Source organism: Streptomyces phaeolivaceus, assembly GCF_009184865.1.
GTDB lineage: Bacteria > Actinomycetota > Actinomycetes > Streptomycetales > Streptomycetaceae > Streptomyces > Streptomyces phaeolivaceus.
Genome location: NZ_CP045096.1, coordinates 5,641,326 through 5,659,333 on the forward strand (window position 1 = coordinate 5,641,326; position 18,008 = coordinate 5,659,333).

The following is an 18,008-nucleotide window of genomic DNA, read 5'->3' on the forward strand; positions in this document are numbered from 1 at the left end:
CGTGTCCGCTTCCCTTCCCGTACCCGTAGTACCTGAGACGGACCCGGACAGACCCTCCTCACTGGTGACGACGCCGACCCGGCCCGCCGCCTACCGTTTTCCCTGTGACCGAGACGACCCAGACGCAGACGATGCCCTCGCGCGGCGGGGGCAGGCCGAGCAGCCCGGAGTTCCAAGTGGCGATGGACGCGTGGCGCAGGCTGCGGCAGGACCTGTTCCACGACGCGTTCGCCTACCGACCGCTGCCGCCCTTGAGGATGGACGGCATGTTCACCGGCCGCCTCTCCGGCCGCCTCCGCGAGTACGTCGCCTGGACCCCGCACGCGACCGTCGTCGCGGCCGGCCTGTTCGCGGCGGCCATCGCGGCCTCGTCCAGCGAGGGCGCCGGTGACCTGGGTGGGCTGCTGGTGGCCCTCCTCGCCCTCTGCCCGATCCTGCTGACGCTGATCCGGCCCGTGGGGGCCTTCTGGGTCTCCATGGCGGCGACCCCGTTCACCGCCGCGTTCAGTGACATGTGGAGCGACTGGCCGTGGGCGCCCGGCAGCTTCGCGGCCCAGCTCGTGGTGATGACGGTCGTCGCGCTGCGGACCCGGCCGCGCATAGCCGCCTGGATGTGGGCACTGACCGCGGCCTACGGCATCGTCGTCGAGGGCATCCTCGGCGCCGGGCACTACGCGTCGAACACGGGCCCGCTGCTGGTCGTCTCCGCGATGTCCCTGCTGGCCGCCTCCGCGCTGACCATACGCCGCACCGCGCAGCGCGAGGTGACCGCTCAGCAGACGGTGACCGAGCACGAGCGTTCCAAGCGGACCCTGCTGGAGGAGCGCACCACGATCGCCCGCGAGCTGCACGACGTGGTCGCCCACCACATGTCGGTGGTCGCCATCCAGGCCGAGGCCGCGCCCTACCGCGTGGAGAACCCGCCGCCGGAGCTGGAGCAGGCCTTCGCCACGATCCGGGAGAACGCGGTGGCCGCGCTCACCGAGCTGCGCCGCGTCCTCGGGGTGGTCCGCGCCGAGGACTACGAGGCCCCGGACGCCCCGCAGCCCACCCTCGCCGACCTCGACGGCCTGCTCGCCAATGTGCGCGAGGCCGGCCTCACGGTCGACAAGGTGGTCACCGGCGCCGTCCGTGAACTCCCGCAGGGCGTGGAGCTGTCGGCGTACCGGATAGTGCAGGAGGCCCTCAGCAACACCCTGCGGCACGCACCCGGCGCGACGGCCCGTGTGGAGATCGGCTACGTCCTGGGCGGGCTGGGCCTGCGCATAGTCAACGACCCGTCGCCGGAGGTGAGGCTGGTGAAGTCCACCCATGGCACGGGCCACGGCCTCACCGGGATGCGCGAGCGGGTCACCATGCTGAACGGCGAGATGACGACGGGCGACACGGAGGACGGAGGCTATGAGGTGACGGTGTTCCTGCCGGTGGTCGGCGCGAGCGAGGGCGACGCATGACGATCCGTGTACTGATCGCCGACGACCAGATGATGGTCCGCGAGGGCTTCTCCGTGCTGCTCGGCGCGATGCCGGACATCGAGGTGGTCGGCGAGGCGGTGAACGGCCGGGACGCGGTCGACCGGGTCCGGGAGCTGTCGCCGGATGTCGTCCTGATGGACATCCGGATGCCCGAGCTGAACGGCATCGAGGCCACCCGGGAGATCGTGGCGTCGGGCGGCGGGGCGAAGGTGCTGGTGCTGACCACGTTCGACCTGGACGAGTACGTGTACCAGGCGCTGCGCGCGGGAGCGTCCGGCTTTCTCCTGAAGGACGCCTCCGCGCGGCAACTGGCCGACGGGGTACGGGTGGTGGCCGCCGGTGAGGCACTGCTCGCGCCGTCCGTCACCAAGCGTCTGATCACGGAGTTCTCCAAGCTGGCGCAGGCCCCCCGCCCGTCGGCGGCCACCCAGCTGGCGTACGGCGAACTCACCGACCGTGAGACCGAGGTCCTGGTGCTGATCGCCCAGGGACTGTCCAACTCGGAGATAGCCGAGCGGCTGGTGGTCGCCGAGTCCACGATCAAGACCCATGTGAGCCGGATCCTGGTCAAGCTGGGCCTGCGGGACCGCACCCAGGCGGCGGTGTTCGCGTACGAGGCGAGACTGGTCACGCCCGCCTGAGGGACCCCAGGCCGGCCGGACACCCCTGGTCAGAAAGGGGGAACCGGGCTAGCGTCGCCGCATGGCAGCTGCTTCCGACCTCGCTTTCGACCCGTGGGACCCCGACTTCGTGGCCGACCCGTACCCGGCGTACGCGGAGCTGCGGGCAAGGGGCAGGGTGCGGTACTTCGAGCCCACGAACCAGTGGCTCGTCCCGCATCACGCCGATGTCTCGGCACTGCTGCGGGACCGGCGGCTCGGGCGGACGTATCAGCACCGGTTCACGCACGAGGACTTCGGGCGGACGGCGCCGCCGGCGGAGCACGAGCCGTTCCACACGCTGAACGACCACGGGATGCTCGACCTGGAGCCGCCGGACCACACGCGGATCAGGCGGCTGGTGTCGAAGGCGTTCACCCCGCGCACGGTGGAGCGGCTGAAGCCGTATGTGGAGGAGCTGGCCGGTGAGCTGGTGGCCGGGCTGGTGGCGGCCGGCGGGGGCGACCTGCTGACGGATGTGGCGGAGCCGCTGCCGGTGGCGGTGATCGCGGAGATGCTCGGGATCCCGGAGTCGGACCGGGCGCAGCTGCGGCCCTGGTCGGCGGACATCTGCGGGATGTACGAGCTGAGCCCCTCGGAGGAGACGGCGAAGCGGGCGGTGCGGGCGTCGGTGGAGTTCTCGGAGTATCTCCGGGAGCTGATCGCGCACCGGCGGGCGGAGCCCGGCGAGGACCTGGTCTCGGGGCTGATCGCCGCGTACGACGAGGGCGAGCGGCTCACCGAGCAGGAGATGATCTCGACCTGTGTGCTGCTGCTGAACGCGGGCCACGAGGCGACGGTGAACGCGACGGTGAACGGCTGGTGGGCGCTGTTCCGTAACCCGGAGCAGTTGGCGGCCCTGCGCGCGGACCACTCGCTGGTGCCGGCGGCGGTGGAGGAGCTGATGCGGTACGACACCCCGCTCCAGCTGTTCGAGCGGTGGGTGCTGGACGACATCGAGATCGACGGGACGACGGTGCCCCGGGGCGCGGAGATCGCGATGCTGTTCGGCTCGGCCAACCATGACCCGGCGGTGTTCGCCGAGCCCGGGAAGCTGGACCTCACCCGCAAGGAGAACCCGCACATCTCGTTCAGCGCGGGCATCCACTACTGCATCGGCGCCCCGCTCGCCCGGATCGAACTGGCGGCCTCGATGACGGCCCTCCTGGAGAAGGCCCCGACCCTCGCGCTCGCCACGGACCCGACCCGCAAGCCGAACTTCGTGATCCGGGGCCTGGACGGCCTATCCGTCGAGGTCTGAGGAGCCCCCACCGCCCGCTCCCCGCCCCCTTCGCCGGGCCAGTACCAGCGCGATCGCCAGGCAGACGGCGGCCGGGAGGGCGGCCCCGGCGAGGACGACGAACGGAAGCTCCGTGGCGAGGACGGTGTAGTCCATGTCCTCGCCCTCGAAGCCGCCCCGGAGATGGCGTCGTGTGCGGTCCGAGGTACTCCAGGCGAGCGTCGCGGTCAACGCCCCCACCGCCGACAGCGCGCACCCACCACACCCCCACACACTCTGCCGCTCCGGCCGCCGACCCTCTGCCCCCCGACCCTCTGCCCCCCGGCCTTCTGACCCCTGACCCTCTCCCCCTCGGCCCTCCGCCCCTAAGCTCGCCAAGTCCCGGTCCCGGTCCCTGTCCCGGTCGTCTGCGCCTCGTCGGTCCATGACCGGAGGGACGCGTGGTGCCGGGCGGCGGTTCTTTCGGGCCCCGGCCTCGGCACCCGGCCTCGGCGCACTCGTCCTCAGCTGCTCAGATCCCGCCGTCGCAGCCCGGCCTAGTACTGCAACCGCATCTGCGGGTTGTGGCCTCGGCGTTTGTAGTGGGAGCGGCGGGCACGGGCCTGGCTGCGTCGTCGGAAGCGTGACCAGTGCAGATGATGGTCGTTGCTGTGGTGGCGGGGCGTGACGATGATGTGGCCGATCAGTCGGCGGATCTCCGGGACGCTGAGGGGTATGAGGTCTTGCTCGTCGTCCGCTCCGCCCCTTTTGCGGCTTCTGCGGCGCGGACGGCGGTCAGGTAGGCGAGGGCGGCCATGGCCAGGGTGATGTGGCGGTACCAGGCCCGGTAGAGCCTCACCTGGTAGTGGTCCAGGCCGCACTCGCCCTTGGCGGTCTGGAAGCACTCCTCCACCGCCCACCTCGCGGCGGCTACCTTGACCAGGTCTTTCAGCCGGGAGGCCACCGATCCGTAGCAGACGTAGTAGGCGATCTCGGTGGGGTCGCTGATGCTGCGGCGGGCCAGAACCCAGTGCCCGAAGCCGTTCTCCCAGTACGGGCGGATGGCGACGCGGGCCCAGTCGTAGATCCGTTCGCCGTGCGCGCCCTGGCCCCCGGAAACCCGCTTCCACGCTTGCCTGGGCAGGGCGGCGACCAACTGGTCCACCCTGGCGTCGCCGCCGTCCGCCGTGGTCACGGTGTCGTTGACCTTGGTGGCCAGTACGTGCGCGATCCTGCGTTCCTCCAGCCATACCCGCAGGTGCTTGACCTGCCCGTATGCCTCGTCAGCGGTGACCCACGCGAACGGGATGCCTGCGTCGACGGCACGTTGCAGCATCCACTTGCAGTGCTCATTCTTGGTCGCGAAGGGGATCTCGTCGTCGATCCCGGCTGCGCGGCAGCGCTCACGGTCATCCGTCCAGGAAACGGGGATGTAGAGCTCACGGTCGATCAATGCCCGCCCCCTGGCGGAGGCGTAGGCCAGGAAGGTCCCGATCTGGCAGTTCTCCGTGCGGCCGGCGGTACCTGTGTACTGCCGCTGGACTCCGGCGGACTTGGTGCCCTTCTTCAGGAAACCGGTGTCGTCGCAGATCAGGACCGCGTTCTTGGCTCCGATGGTCTCCACGACGAAGTCGCGCACATCGTCGCGGACCGCGTTCTCGTCCCAGTCGGAGTGGTTGAGCAGGCGCTGGACGCCGTCCGGGCGGAGCTGCCCGACCTGCTCGGACAGCGTCCACCCGTTCTTCTTCTCCAGCGGCGCGACGAGTCCGTTCAGGTAGTCCAGCGCCCGCTCGCGGGGCTCCGACCTGCCGAAACGGTGGGCGAACCGGGCATGGAGCCCGGCCACCCCCTCGGACCACGACTCGACCTGCTCAACCGTCAGCGCATCAGCACACAGTCATACCAACGAGACCGCCGACCATCCGTCACGCCAGATGCGGTTGCAGTACTAGCCCCCCGCCACCAGCGCCGCCGCGAGCGCGGTCAGTGTCAGGACCGGGGTCCAGTGCGTCTCGCCGCCCGGCAGCTTCGGAAGGTGGCCGAAGGGGGAGAGGTCGAGGACGAACTGAGGGGCGTCGAGCACGGGGCCGATCCAGCCGATGAGGAGGACAGCTCCGGCGATGCCCCAGGCCGCCGGTGCCGCGCGGGGAGTGAGCCCGTGCAGCAGCACGGCCGCGCCGCCGACCACCCAGACCCCGGCGACCTGGACGAGGCAGGCGCCCAGGATCGGGCCGGCCTCCTTGCCGTAGCCGAGGACGAAGCCGAGACCGGCGAGGAACATGATCCACACGGTGCCGCCGAAGGCGACGGACAGATGCCCGGCGGCCCAGCGCAGCCGGCCCACCGCGCCCGCGAGCAGCGGTTCGGCGCGCCCCGAGGTCTCCTCGCCGTGCGGACGCAGCACGGAGCCGACGATGTAGAGCGCGGCGATCAGACCGAGCATGCCGATCGTCGCGGCGAGGAAGGCGTTGGTCAGACCGGACTGGCCGCCCATGCGTTCGAAGATCTCGCGGGCGCCCTCGTTGTCGCCGACGAAGTCGGCCGTGCCCTCGGTCAGCCCGCCGTAGACGACGCCGGTGAGGAAGAAGCCGATGCTCCAGCCGAGGACATTGCCGCGCTGGAGCCGCCAGGCCAGCGCGCCGGCCGTACCCAGCCGTCCGGCGGCCGGTCCCGGCCGGGTCGGCAGGAAGCTCATGCCGACGTCCCGGCGCCCGGCGAGCGCGTACGCCACCGCGCCCTGGATCGCCGTCGCGGCCACGAACAGCAGCAGCACCCACCAGCGCTCATCCGCGAACGAACGCTCGTTTTCGAGCCACCCCAGCGGCGACACCCACGTGAAGAAAGACGAACCTTCGTTCTCGGAAGCGTCGCCGGCCGCTCGCAGCGCGAACGCCGCGCCCAGCACCCCCGCCGTCAGCCCCCGCGCCAGCCGTGCGCTCTCCGTCAGCTGCGCCACCACCGCCGCCATCGTCGCGAACACCATCCCGACGCCCGCGATCCCCAGCCCGAAGGCCAGCGCGCCCGCCGCGCCCTGCCCGGCCAGCCCGAGAGTGACGAGGAGCGCCAGCCCGCCGTTGGCGACGGCCGCCGCGAGCAGGGCGGCGGTCAGGGGCGCCCGGCGCCCGACCATGCCCGAGGCGATCAGTTCCTGGCGTCCGCTCTCCTCCTCGTCGCGGGTGTGGCGGATGACGACGAGGAGGCTCATGACGGCGGCGAGGAGACCGGCGTAGACGCCGACGCGCCAGGCGGCCAGGGCGCCGAGGGAGTCGTCGAAGACCGGGCCGACCAGGGCGAGCAGCTGAAGATCAGCCCCGCCGCCGTCTCCGGCGCGGTCCGCTATCTCGCCCAGGTGCACCTGGTGTCACGCGAGCGCGAACCGGGTTCGCGACGCGAGCGCTACCGCGTCCACAGCGACCAGTGGTACGAGGCCCTCACCAACCGCGAGGCCATCATCAAGCGCTGGGAGGAGGCGCTGCGCGAGGGCGTCACCAGCCTGGGCGCCGACAGCCCGGCGGGCCGCCGGCTCTCCGAGACCCTCGCCTTCTTCGAGTTCGTCGAGACCGAGGTCGAGGAGATGATGGGCCGCTGGCGCGTACGCCGCGACGAGATGTTCGGCCGGGACTAGGCAGGCGGCCGGGACTGGACAGACGGCCGGAACCAGGCAGACGGCCGGGACTGGACAGACGGCCGGGACCGGACAGACGGCCGGAACCAGGCAGACGGCCGGGACTGGCGGACGGTCGGTACTCGCCGGCGGGGGCTAAGTGTCCGTCTTCTCCGTGCGGTTCGTCAGGCGTTCGTGGCGCTGTCGTGCCGCCTGGGGGGTCTGGAGGCCGAGGCCGAACGCGATCTCCGGCCAGGTCATGCCACGGCCCCGGGCCATGTCGAGGAGGCCGACCTCCAGTTCGTCCATCTCGCCACGGGCGAGGGGGATCAGGGTCAGGGCGGCGGTGATGTCGGCGCGGTCGATCTCCGCCTCGCCGTCGTCGAGGAGGGCGGCGCCGCTGAGCAGGTACGAGACCAGCCGGATCGCCTCGTGCGGACCGAGGACATGCGGGTGGACCTGGCGATTCCGCCGCTCGGCCGTGTCCGCGTGCCGCTCGGCGATACGGAACAAGGACTTGTACACACGCTGGGCGCGCGCCTCGTCCGCGCTCGGGGGCGTGAAGGGATCGGTGGGCGGATCGGAGGGCGGCTCGCTGGACGAAGTCATGCGCCCATCGTGAGGCGCAAACACTTTGTTGTCAACGAACTATTTCCAGCGAACTATTTCCAGCGGGTCATGCCCAGCCGGCGGCTTCTCCCGGACGGTCCCTCTCACCGGCGTCCGCCGAACTCCCACTCCCGCACCTCGGCCTCGGCGTACCGTTCCCCGTCCAGTACGGCGCGCGCCGCGTCCCCGTCCGGGGCGCGGACCAGCGCCGCCGTCCCCAGCCAGGCCGTGCCGTCGTCCGACAGCAGCGGCCCGTACGCGATCAACTCGTCCCGCCACGCGGCCGGAACGGCGAGTTCGACGGCGTCCCCCGGGCCGGAGCCCGCGCCGGAGCCGAGGTCCGGTCCGAGGCCGAGCACCAGGTGGCGACGGCCGCCGCCGCGCCCGCCCGGGAACTCCCACATCGTGCGGCCCAGCAGATTCCGCCAGCGGCGCAGCAGCACGTCCCGGAACACACCGGCCTGCTGGTCGGGCTCGTCGAAGGCGAACGCCCGTGCCGCCGCGGCGTCCGGCAGGTCGACGATGTGCACACTCCCGGAGGGCGTCTCCCCGTCCTCCGCGAAGGTCGGACCCCGGGCGATCAGCTCCTTCGCGTACCCGTCCATGTACGACCAGTGCGCCTCCACCAGCTCCTCGCGGAGGTCGAGAGTGCCGGCCCGGTCACGGTGGAAGCAGAAGAACTCCATGCCCCGCAGCCTCCCCGACCCTCCCCGAAGTCTCAACGGACTTACGGCGCGTGGACTTGGTCGGTGGACACGGCTCGACGTGGTGGCCGATGATCCCCGCATGATCCGTACCGCCACCGTGCACGACGTCGCGGAGATCATCGCGATGATCCGCGAACTGGCCGCCTACGAAAGGGCGGTCGAGCAGGCCCGAGCCACCGAGGAGCAGCTCCGCGAGGCGCTGTTCGGTGAGCACCCGGCGGCGTACGCGCTGATCGCGCAGGACGACGACACGGGTGAACCCGTGGGCTACGCCCTGTGGTTCCCGCTCTTCTCGACCTGGACCGGTACGCGCGGGATGCACCTGGAGGACCTCTACGTACGTCCGGACGCCCGGGGCGGGGGACACGGCAAGGCCCTGCTCGCGGCCCTCGCCGCGCTCTGTGCACGGAGTGGCTACGAGCGCTTCGAATGGTGGGTGCTGGCCTGGAACGAGCCGACGATCGACTTCTACCGGTCGCTGGACGTCGAGTTCCTCGACGAATGGAGGGTGTGCCGCCTCAGTGGCGAGCCCCTCAAGGCGCTCGCCGCCCGTGCCCCGGCCGTCGTGGACGGCACCTCCGACGCGTAGGGCCTGTCTCGGTCGGCGGCACGGGTGGGGGAATGGCGAGCTCGGGGCATCCCGAAGGGATACCTTCGTGCCGGAACCCCGGCTCGATTACGGCGAGCCGGGGTTTCCGATGGTGCGACGAGGCCTTCAGGCCTCGGTGGTCGGATCAGTGGTGTCCGTTGTTGATCACACGGAAGCTGCCCACGACAACCAGGTCTTCGAGCTCCTGGTCGCCGGCGACCGCGTGGCTGGAGCTGCGCGGGCCGACCGTGGCGACGGGAGCGCCGTTGTCACAGGTGAGCCCGTTGTAGAACTCGACGGTCCGCTCGCTCTCGTTCCGGATGTTGAAGCTGGTGGTGTCGAACTGGTCGATGACGCTGTTCAGGTTGACCACGGCGATGCAGGAACCCGGGTCGGCGGAGTACGACCGCTCGTTGATGTAGATCCGGCCCTCGTCCCGGTTGTCACCCCGGTCGCCACGGCCCTCGCCGCGCTTGCCGTTCCAGTTCTCCTTCCCCCCGGAGTCGGACGCGGCGTTCGAGCCGGCCTCGGTGCCGGTGCCGTTGCCGCCGCGCGGAGCCGGGGCGGGGGCGGCGTCCTGGACGATCGAGGTGGACCGGGGAGCGGACTCCAGGGCGGAGCTGGCGTAGGTGACACCGGTGGCGGCCGCGACTGCCACGCCGACGGAGGCGGCGATCACTGTGACTTTACGAGTGCGCAATGCACTTCCCCTTCTCTTCGTTCTCGTCGACAGGACCTGCCGACGAGAACGAACGTAATGACGGCCGTTTCCGCTGTCATTTCGAGAAGGGCCGGAGAAGTGTGAAAACTGGGCTGAACGGTCGCATGATCCGTCGCCCCGGAGAGTGACGATCGGCGCGCCTGACGCCTCCTCAAAATATGGCAGTGAGCTGGTATTTTGATGTGCGGAGAGCGTCTGTTCGGAACTCGCTGACGCGTCGTCACCCTGTTGGACGTGCCGCGAGCGACCCCGGCTCTGAGAGTCCGTCAGGTCGCCCCGCGAAGCGCGCACCTGACGACTCCTCAAGAAGCCTCAGGGCGCGATGAATGAAGAATGCGTGCCGTGGTGTGAATTCCGTGCCGACGAGTGATCGGCGGCGGCGTGTCGCGCGCTTCCCGGGTTCCCCCGCGGCTATATTCCTCGGCATTTTTTTCAGCCCTCACACCGGCAGCGTCAGTCCCCAGGCGCTCTCCCGTACCGTCCACGTCCGGGTGCGTACGGGTCCGGCGACCAGGGAGTCCGCCCGGTAGCGGAAATCCGCGCCGGAGACGGTGACCCGGTGGCCGGTGGCGCGCAGCGAGGCCGTCTCGGTGCCCATCGACACCGGCCGGATCTCGACGTCGGCGCCACCGTCGGCACCGGGCGCGATCGACACCGCCTCCACGGGCTGGTCGAGGTCGACGAGCGTCACCCCGTCCACCTCCACCCGCAGCCGCGCGGGCCCGGCACCGCCCCCGGCGGAGACCCGTATGCGCGAGGGTCGCAGCGGACGGGACATCCGGGCGGGCCGCACCGGCCGCGTCGACAGCGTACGGGCGAGGGACTGCGGCCAGGCGCGCAGCCAGGAGTGGTGGCCGGGCGGCGGGCCGTGGCCGTCCGAGGGGCCCCCGGCCCGTCCCGGACCCGTGCCGTGGGCCGTCCCCGGGCCCGCTCCCCTGCCCGAGCCGTCCGGTGGGGGTGTGCCCGGCAGGACCGGGATGCGGAGGGTGCCCAGCACCACCCCGTCGCTGTCGTCGACGAGCAGATCGAGCCGGCGCTCGACGCCGTCGAGGGCGGCGCGGGCCGCCGCGACCGCGCCCGTGGGCACGCCGAGGGAGTGGGCGAGGCCCAGGGCGGCGCCCACGGGGACCAGGGAGAGGGCGCACGCCTCCAGCTCCCGCCGCCGATGCAGAAGAGCCACCGTCCGCAGCAGCGCGCGGTCGTCGCCGACCACCACCGGGCGCCGAGAACCACGTCGTGCGAGTGCCCGCGCGAATTCCTCGGGCCCCTCCGGAAGACACACCTTCGTGCTCGCCGCACCCGCGCTGAGCACGTCTTTCGCGATCCGTACGGCCTCGCCGTCCGTGCGACGGGCGAGGGGGTCGATGACCACGAGGAGCTGGTCGTCAGTCGCCACCTCGGTCCTGCCTCGCTTCCTCGGGTAGCATCTTTGTGCAAGAGCCCCTTGCGCTATTGCGCCAGGGGCTTCGTCTATTCCGGGGCATCCGGGTCCTTCAGGTGCGACCAACGGCGGTCGCGGTGCACGCGGCGGTAATGAGCCACCGCGTACGCCCCCGACCTTGGACATGCCCCGCCCGGAAGGGGTGTACGCGCGTGCCCGCACTTGTGCTGCTCGGTGCTCAGTGGGGTGACGAAGGCAAGGGAAAGGCGACGGACCTGCTGGGCGGTTCCGTCGACTATGTGGTGCGCTACCAGGGCGGCAACAACGCCGGCCACACGGTAGTCGTGGGTGATCAGAAGTACGCCCTCCACCTTCTCCCTTCCGGGATCCTCACTCCGGAGTGCACTCCGGTCATCGGTAACGGTGTCGTCGTCGACCCGTCGGTCCTGCTCTCCGAGCTGAGCGGTCTGAACGAGCGCGGCGTCGACACGTCCAAGCTCCTGATCAGCGGAAACGCTCACATCATCACGCCGTACAACGTCACCGTGGACAAGGTCACGGAACGTTTCCTCGGCAAGCGGAAGATCGGGACGACGGGGCGGGGCATCGGCCCGACCTACGCGGACAAGATCAACCGTGTGGGCATCCGTGTCCAGGACCTGTACGACGAGTCGATCCTGACGCAGAAGGTCGAGGCCGCCCTCGACGTCAAGAACCAGCTCCTCACCAAGCTCTACAACCGCCGCGCGATCGCCGTCGACCAGGTCGTCGAGGAACTCCTCGTCTACGCCGACAAGCTCGCGCCCTATGTCACCGACACGATCCTGGTCCTCAACCAGGCCCTCGACGACGGCAAGGTGGTCCTCTTCGAGGGCGGTCAGGGCACGCTCCTCGACATCGACCACGGCACCTATCCCTTCGTCACCTCCTCCAACCCCACCGCGGGCGGTGCCTGCACGGGCGCGGGCGTCGGGCCGACGAAGATCAGCCGGGTCATCGGCATCCTCAAGGCCTACACGACACGTGTCGGCGCCGGTCCGTTCCCGACGGAGCTGTTCGACGAGGACGGCGAGGCGCTGCGCCGCATCGGCGGCGAGCGGGGTGTCACCACCGGCCGTGACCGCCGCTGCGGCTGGTTCGACGCGGTCATCGCCCGGTACGCGACCCGCGTCAACGGCCTGACGGACTTCTTCCTCACCAAGCTCGACGTCCTCACCGGCTGGGAGCAGATCCCCGTCTGCGTGGCGTACGAGATCGACGGCAGGCGCGTCGAGGAACTCCCGTACTCGCAGTCCGACTTCCACCACGCGAAGCCGGTCTACGAGACCCTGCCGGGCTGGTCCGAGGACATCACCTCGGCGAAGTCCTTCTCCGACCTGCCGAAGAACGCCCAGGCGTACGTCAAGGCGCTGGAGGAGATGTCCGGCGCCCCGATCTCCGCGATCGGCGTGGGCCCCGGCCGCGACGAGACGATCGAGATCAACTCGTTCATCTAGTCCGCGCCCCCGCGCGAGGCGGCCGACCCGGTGACGGTGTCGGCCGTCGCCGCGTACCCGGGACGGCGGCCGGATGGTCTGACTAGTCTGTCCGCCATGAAGGAGACGGGATGCTGCTGAGATTCAGGGTGGCGAATGTCAGATCCCTACGTGACGAGCAGGAACTGTCCTTCGTCGCACCGGAGGGATCCGAAGGGGACCACGCAGCGGCACGTGAGGTGACGCTCTCCGACGGCCGGCACCTGCCGGTCCATACCGTCCTCGGCGTCTTCGGCGCCAACGCGTCCGGCAAATCCAATGTCATCACCGCGTTGAAGAACATGCGCGACGCGGTACTGCGTTCCTACGCCGAGTGGATCGCCCACGACGGCATCCCCCGTGACCAGTTCGCCCTGGACCCGAAGGCGGCGGCCGAGACCACGCTGTACGAGGCGGACTTTCTGCTCGACCGCAACGTCCGTTGGACCTACGGTTTCGAGCTGGGACCTCAACAGGTCGAGGCGGAGTGGCTCTACGGCTATCCCAAGGGCCGACGCCAGGTGTGGTTCGAGCGTGACGCCACACGGGAGAAGGAATTCGAGTTCCCGGCCGACCGATTGCAGGACCGTGCGCACCTGGCCCGCACCACCCGACGGGACGCCCTGCTGCTCACCCGTGCCGCCAATGACGGACATGAACAGCTCACCCCTGTCTTCGACTGGTTCAAGAGCAATCTCTGGGACGTGACCCCCGAGACCGAACGTGCCCAGCGCGAGGACTACACGGCGACGCGGCTGCTGGAGAGCGAGGACTTCCGACGGCGGACCGAGGAACTGCTGCGTGTCGCCGATCTCGGCATCACCGGGGTCGAGGTCGAGCAGTCGTCGTCCGGGCGGCCGACGGTACGTCTCGTGCACATGGGCAGCGGTGAGCGATCGACCCTGGAGTGGGCTTCGGAGTCGTGGGGAACCCGCTCGTGGTTCGCGCTGATCGGCCCGCTCCTGCTGGCCCTGGACACCGGGGCGGTCCTGCTGATCGACGAACTCGACGCCAGCCTGCACTCCCGGTTCGCGGCGGAGGTCGTACGCCTCTTCCAGGCCCCCTGGGTGAATCCGAAGGGTGCGCAGCTGGTGTTCACCGGGCACGATCCCTCCCTGCTGCAGACACCGAGTGGCGGCAGGCTGCTGCACCCGGGGCAGATCTGGCTCACGGAGAAGGACGAGCGGGGCGCCACCGAACTGTCGTCCGTCGCCGAATGGGAACCGACGGCGGAAGAGGACCTCATGGCCGCTTATCTGGCGGGGTCCTTCGGCGCGGTGCCCAAGGTCTCCGAGGGACAGGTCGGACGACGGCTGCTGCGCGCGGACAGGACGGCACAGGCGGAGCGGACGGGGGCGGAGGGGGCCTGATGGCCAGGTCGAGGGGCGGGGACAGAATCACCCCCAAGAAGGGCGGTGCGAGGGGCCGAGCCACTCGGGACCGCCAGGTGTACATCTACACCGAGGGCGAGGTCACCGAGCCCGAGTACATCGACATCATCGTCAGGAAGGGCGTCTGGGGGAGGCCCGATCGCAAGGTCCAGCACCACATCTCGAACGAGAACGCGGAAAGCAAGTACCGCAAGCCGTACCGGATGGTGCAGGAAGCGGTCCGTACGCGGATCAAGGCCGAACGAGAGGCCAGGAGCGCGGGCCTGAGGCCGTACGAGGTTCTTCCGGACGGGACCGAGGAGGGGGACTGGAACTGGCCGCAGGTATGGGTGGTCTTCGACCGGGACGATCACCTGAGCATCCCCGAGGCGATGAGCCTCGCAGACGACGAGGGGATCCACGTCGCCTACTCCCACCCCTGCTTCGAGCTGTGGCGGCTCCTGCACTACACCAACTACACCAGTACGTTCGGCGGGGTCTGCGGCGATGCCAACAGCCGCCTGCGATCGCGTCCCGGCTTCGCGGCGACGTACGGGCCGGGTGTCCAACGTGTCTCGGAGCAGGAGTCCAAGCATCTGCGTGAGGACCAGGTGCTGAGCGAGGACGGCCACCGCTACGAGTCGGCCAGGAAATACGCGAAGAAGATCAACGAGTATCACTCCTCGCGCAACCCCAACGCCTGGGACCCCTACACGAATGTCTGGTGCCTCGTGGAGCAGGGACTGCTCCTCGGCGGCTACTAGCGCGCGCGGTCCCTCCCGCCCCAGTCGTCAGCATCGGATCACCCACCGAGGAGTTCTTCCGTGGCCAGACTCACGCTCGCCCAACTGGAGCGCCACCTCTTCGCCGCGGCGGACATCCTGCGCGGCGCCATGGACGTCGCCGAGTACCGCGACCTCCTGTCGGCGCTGCTCTTCCTGAAGTGGGCGAACGACGAGTTCGAGGCGACGCGTGAGCGGATCCTCGACGAGCGGCTCGCGTCCGGCGCCACACGTGGGGAAGCCGAGAAGGAGGCCGACGCGCCCGCCCGATACCTCGACCGCGGGGTCGTGTACGTGCCCGAGGCGGCTCGCTGGGAGCGGTTGGCCGGAGCTGTCGACGCTGTGGCGGGTGACCGTCTGCGGTCCGCGCTGCGCGCTGTGGAGACCCAGGAGGGGAACGAGCGGCTGCGCGGCCTGTTCGAGCACATCGACTTCGGCCGGGTCGGTGGTCACGGCCCCTTGGCTGGCAAGGCGGCCGACAAGCGGCTCTCCGCGCTCATCGACCACTTCGGCAGTCTGGAACTGAGCGCCGAGGACCTCGAATTCCCCGACGCCGTCGGTGCCGCGTACGAGTACCTCGCGAAGGCGTTCGCCGACTCGGCGGGTGCCAAGGGCGGCGAGTTCTACACACCGCGCACGGTGGCGCGCATGATGGTGGAGCTCGCACGCCCTCAGGAGGGGCAGAGCGTGTACGACCCGTGCGTGGGCACCGGCGGAATGCTGATCCACGCCAAGAGGTACGTCGAGGAGCACGGCGGCAACGCCGAGAGCCTCACCCTGTCCGGTCAGGACGCCAACCACGGCTCGTGGGTCATGGCCACGACCAACATGCTGTTCCACGGCGTCGACGCGTTCGACCTGGAGATCGGCGACACGCTCACGACGCCGCTTCACCTGGACAAGTCGTACGACCTGGTGCTGAGCAACCCGCCGTTCTCGATGGACTACAGGGCCGCGGACATCAGGGACCTCGAAGCGCGTATGCCGTACGGCCGGACGCCCGAGAGGGGCAAGGCCGACCTCATGTTCCTCCAGCACATGCTGTACATGGCGGCACGACAGGGCGGTTCGGTCTTCACCGTCATGCCGCACGGTGTGCTGTTCCGAGGAGGTGAGGAGGGCAGGATCCGGGCCCGGCTGATCGAGGCCGACCTGCTGGAAGCGGTGATCGGCCTGCCGCCGAACCTCTTCCACGGCACCGGAATCCCGGCATGTGTGCTGGTGCTTCGCGCACCGGGCAGAAAGGAGCCGGCACGGTGCGGCAGGGTTCTCTTCATCAACGCGGACCGTGAGTTCCACCCCGAGCGTGCGCAGAACGTGCTGTTGCCGGAACACATCGAGAAGATCGTTTCGGTCTTCCACGACTTCTCCGAGATCGAGTCCTTCTCGCGCGTCGTGAGCCACGAGGAGTTGGAGGCGAACGGCCACAACCTCAACATCCGTAATTATGTGGACAACACACCCTCGCCCGAGCCGCAGGACATCCGGGCCTATCTGCAGGGTGGTGTGCCGGTTGCGGAGATCGAGGCGGCCGGTTCCCTGCTGGGCGCGTACGCCCTCGAAGTGGGTGACCTCTTCGCCGTAAGGACCGACGACCACGCCTACGTCGACTTCCCGCCGCGGAGCGAACGGGCGGGCGGAGCCGGACTCACTGAGCGTATGGACGGGCAGGAGGCGGAGCTGTGGGCCGTCTTCGAGGACTGGTGGGCATCCCAGGCGGACCGGATCGTGGAACTGGAACCGCGTGCGAGTGGCGGCGGCACGGAGCGTGAACGCAGGGTCCGACTCGCCCGCTGTCGTGCTGATCTGACCGACTCGTTCCTTGACCGGCTGCTCACTGTCGGCCTGCTGCCCCGGCACGCGCTGGCCGGCGCCGTGTCCCACTGGTGGCATGAGGCGGCGAGCGACCTCCAGCCTCTGTCGATCCTCGGTTTCGGCGGGGTCGTGGACGGCTGGGTGACGGACGTCGGCGCGGGGCTCGCCCCGGACCCCGCCCTGTCGGCGCGCGGGGCACAGGGACCGACGGCGGAGCGGCGGGCGTCCGCCTATGGACACAAGGCTGTCGCGGCCATGCTCCCGGACTTCCTGGACGAGCTGACGTCCGCGACGGACTCGGCCGCCGAACTGGAAGCGGAGTCGCGGAAGGCCCGCGCGGCACTGGCACAGGCGCAAGCGGACGCCGAAGCGGCGGCGGAAGCCGCAGAGCAGGGCGCCGCATCCGGCCGGTCGGATTCCCCACAGGCCGCAGTGGACGCCGCCGAGGACGAGCTGCGTTCGCTCAAGCGGCGACGGACCACGCTCCAGAGAACGATCAAGCTCCTGGACCAGGGCTTCCCGGCTCGGCTGGAACGGGCGCGTGGCGCCCTTGCCGAGGCAGCGGGGGAGCGGGTTCTCGTGCTCGACGTTCTGCGGAACGAACTGGCGACCGGACTGGAGCGCCTGGTCGTCGGAAGACGGCGCGAACTGGTCCAGGTGTACGAGCGGTGGGAGGAGAAGTACCGGCTCTCCTTCCGCGAGATAGAGCAGCAGCTCTACGGCACGTCTGCGGGCATGGCGCGGAACAACCCCTGGTCCCAGGGGCGGGCTTGGGACTTCACGGCGGACAGTCTGCGGACCGCCTCCGGCCAGCAGCAGCTCGTCACCGCCGTCCACGAGCTGATCGACGCCGAGAAGAAGGCGGAAGCGGAACTGGCCAAGCTGGAGTTCGACGGACTGGCCGCAACGCTGGCGTTGCTGGGACCTGGAGCGGCGGGAGAAGGCCGAGTGAAACGGCTGCCTCTGCGTGACGTCCTGGTATCGGCGCGAACGGGGCTGCCGCCACGTGCCGGCGGGAGCGCCGACGGAATCCCGGTGATTCGTCCGGCCAATCTGACGGTGGCGGGGCTCGATCTCGACCCGTCCCGGATCCAGCGCCGCGACGCCGGGGCGAGCGTCGGTGCACTGCTGGAAGAAGGAGACGTCCTGCTCTCCGCGCCGGCTGCGGACAAGGTCTTTCGCGCCGCGGTGTGGCAGGGGCAACTGGCGCGCGCCATGTTCGGGTCACTTGTCATCTGCCTTCGGCCCCGCGCGAATCTGTTGTCCCCCCACTATCTGACCGCATGGTTGCGATTGCCTCACGCCCAGGGCCGGCTGTACGACGTGGGCCGGTCGTTGCTGCGCGGCGTCACGGTCCTCAACGCCGGTCGTCTGCTCGATGTGGAGATGGAGCTGCCGGGGCTCACGGAGCAGGAGGAACTCGGTCGCGGATTGGCGGAACTGCAGGAAAAGGTGGCCGTACGGCACCGCCAGGTCGCGAAGCTACGGCTGATCAGGAGGGCGTTGAGAGATGTCCTCACCGGCTGACCGCGTCATTGAACAGTGTCTCGGAGGGAACGGTCC

The 18,008-nt window shown here is 69.9% G+C and carries 16 protein-coding genes; 9 read left to right on the plus strand and 7 right to left on the minus strand.

Annotated features, from left to right (window positions below):
- Nucleotides 1-104 precede the first annotated feature (104 nt).
- From F9278_RS26580 to F9278_RS26590, 3 genes are all read left to right on the plus strand, one after another.
- Complete coding sequence (locus F9278_RS26580) at nt 105-1,454, plus strand: sensor histidine kinase (RefSeq protein ID WP_193241646.1); 1,350 nt, start codon at nt 105-107, stop codon at nt 1,452-1,454.
- Entirely contained in the window at nt 1,451-2,116 is a 666-nt protein-coding gene (locus F9278_RS26585) for a response regulator (RefSeq protein WP_152170557.1), read from the plus strand. Before F9278_RS26580 ends, F9278_RS26585 begins: the two co-directional genes overlap by 4 nt.
- A gap of 61 nt (nt 2,117-2,177) precedes the next feature.
- Nucleotides 2,178-3,395 carry a cytochrome P450 gene (locus F9278_RS26590; RefSeq protein WP_152170558.1) on the plus strand — a complete coding sequence of 406 codons (1,218 nt, stop codon included), beginning with the start codon at nt 2,178-2,180 and terminating at the stop codon, nt 3,393-3,395.
- Here the strand turns inward: F9278_RS26590 and F9278_RS47405 are convergent.
- The 3 genes from F9278_RS47405 to F9278_RS26605 form a co-directional block, all read right to left on the minus strand.
- On the minus strand, nt 3,378-3,605 hold the full coding sequence (locus F9278_RS47405; protein ID WP_226966965.1) for a hypothetical protein: 228 nt from the start codon (nt 3,603-3,605) through the stop codon (nt 3,378-3,380). The genes F9278_RS26590 and F9278_RS47405 overlap by 18 nt on opposite strands.
- A 451-nt stretch (nt 3,606-4,056) precedes the next feature.
- Nucleotides 4,057-5,235 carry an IS701 family transposase gene (locus F9278_RS26600; RefSeq protein WP_152166950.1) on the minus strand — a complete coding sequence of 393 codons (1,179 nt, stop codon included), beginning with the start codon at nt 5,233-5,235 and terminating at the stop codon, nt 4,057-4,059.
- Nucleotides 5,236-5,301: 66 nt separating this feature from the next.
- Nucleotides 5,302-6,558, minus strand: coding sequence for an ABC transporter permease (locus F9278_RS26605; RefSeq protein WP_404818947.1), 1,257 nt, complete (start codon nt 6,556-6,558; stop codon nt 5,302-5,304).
- Here F9278_RS26605 and F9278_RS26610 point away from each other — a divergent pair.
- Entirely contained in the window at nt 6,532-6,978 is a 447-nt protein-coding gene (locus F9278_RS26610; RefSeq protein ID WP_152170559.1) for a GbsR/MarR family transcriptional regulator, read from the plus strand. The genes F9278_RS26605 and F9278_RS26610 overlap by 27 nt on opposite strands.
- Before the next feature lie 135 nt (nt 6,979-7,113).
- On the opposite strand, the gene F9278_RS26620 is transcribed toward F9278_RS26610, so the two are convergent.
- Together F9278_RS26620 and F9278_RS26625 are read right to left on the minus strand one after the other, a co-directional pair.
- Nucleotides 7,114-7,566 (minus strand): DNA-binding protein, encoded by a 453-nt coding sequence (locus tag F9278_RS26620; RefSeq protein WP_152170560.1) that lies wholly within the window; start codon nt 7,564-7,566, stop codon nt 7,114-7,116.
- Nucleotides 7,567-7,670: 104 nt separating this feature from the next.
- Nucleotides 7,671-8,252: a YciI family protein gene (locus tag F9278_RS26625; protein ID WP_152170561.1), complete on the minus strand. Its 582-nt coding sequence runs from the start codon at nt 8,250-8,252 to the stop codon at nt 7,671-7,673.
- 100 nt (nt 8,253-8,352) lie between these two features.
- On the opposite strand from F9278_RS26625, the gene F9278_RS26630 reads away from it, so the two are divergent.
- On the plus strand, nt 8,353-8,862 hold the full coding sequence (locus F9278_RS26630; protein WP_152170562.1) for a GNAT family N-acetyltransferase: 510 nt from the start codon (nt 8,353-8,355) through the stop codon (nt 8,860-8,862).
- A gap of 145 nt (nt 8,863-9,007) precedes the next feature.
- Here F9278_RS26630 and F9278_RS26635 read toward each other — a convergent pair whose 3' ends face one another.
- Nucleotides 9,008-9,562, minus strand: coding sequence for a hypothetical protein (locus F9278_RS26635; RefSeq protein WP_226966966.1), 555 nt, complete (start codon nt 9,560-9,562; stop codon nt 9,008-9,010).
- A gap of 460 nt (nt 9,563-10,022) precedes the next feature.
- Nucleotides 10,023-10,979 carry a diacylglycerol kinase family protein gene (locus F9278_RS26640; RefSeq protein ID WP_152170563.1) on the minus strand — a complete coding sequence of 319 codons (957 nt, stop codon included), beginning with the start codon at nt 10,977-10,979 and terminating at the stop codon, nt 10,023-10,025.
- A 197-nt stretch (nt 10,980-11,176) separates the two neighbouring features.
- Here F9278_RS26640 and F9278_RS26645 point away from each other — a divergent pair, with 197 nt between their 5' ends.
- The 4 genes from F9278_RS26645 to F9278_RS26660 all read left to right on the plus strand — a co-directional run bounded on the left by F9278_RS26645 (nt 11,177) and on the right by F9278_RS26660 (nt 17,972).
- Nucleotides 11,177-12,460 carry an adenylosuccinate synthase gene (locus F9278_RS26645; protein WP_152170564.1) on the plus strand — a complete coding sequence of 428 codons (1,284 nt, stop codon included), beginning with the start codon at nt 11,177-11,179 and terminating at the stop codon, nt 12,458-12,460.
- A 110-nt stretch (nt 12,461-12,570) separates the two neighbouring features.
- A complete protein-coding gene (locus F9278_RS26650) occupies nt 12,571-13,848 on the plus strand; it encodes an AAA family ATPase (protein ID WP_152170565.1) in 1,278 nt (425 codons plus the stop codon).
- On the plus strand, nt 13,848-14,612 hold the full coding sequence (locus F9278_RS26655) for an RloB family protein (RefSeq protein WP_152170566.1): 765 nt from the start codon (nt 13,848-13,850) through the stop codon (nt 14,610-14,612). Before F9278_RS26650 ends, F9278_RS26655 begins: the two co-directional genes overlap by 1 nt.
- A gap of 60 nt (nt 14,613-14,672) precedes the next feature.
- Nucleotides 14,673-17,972 (plus strand): N-6 DNA methylase, encoded by a 3,300-nt coding sequence (locus F9278_RS26660; protein ID WP_152170567.1) that lies wholly within the window; start codon nt 14,673-14,675, stop codon nt 17,970-17,972.
- The last annotated feature ends 36 nt before the right edge of the window (nt 17,973-18,008 follow it).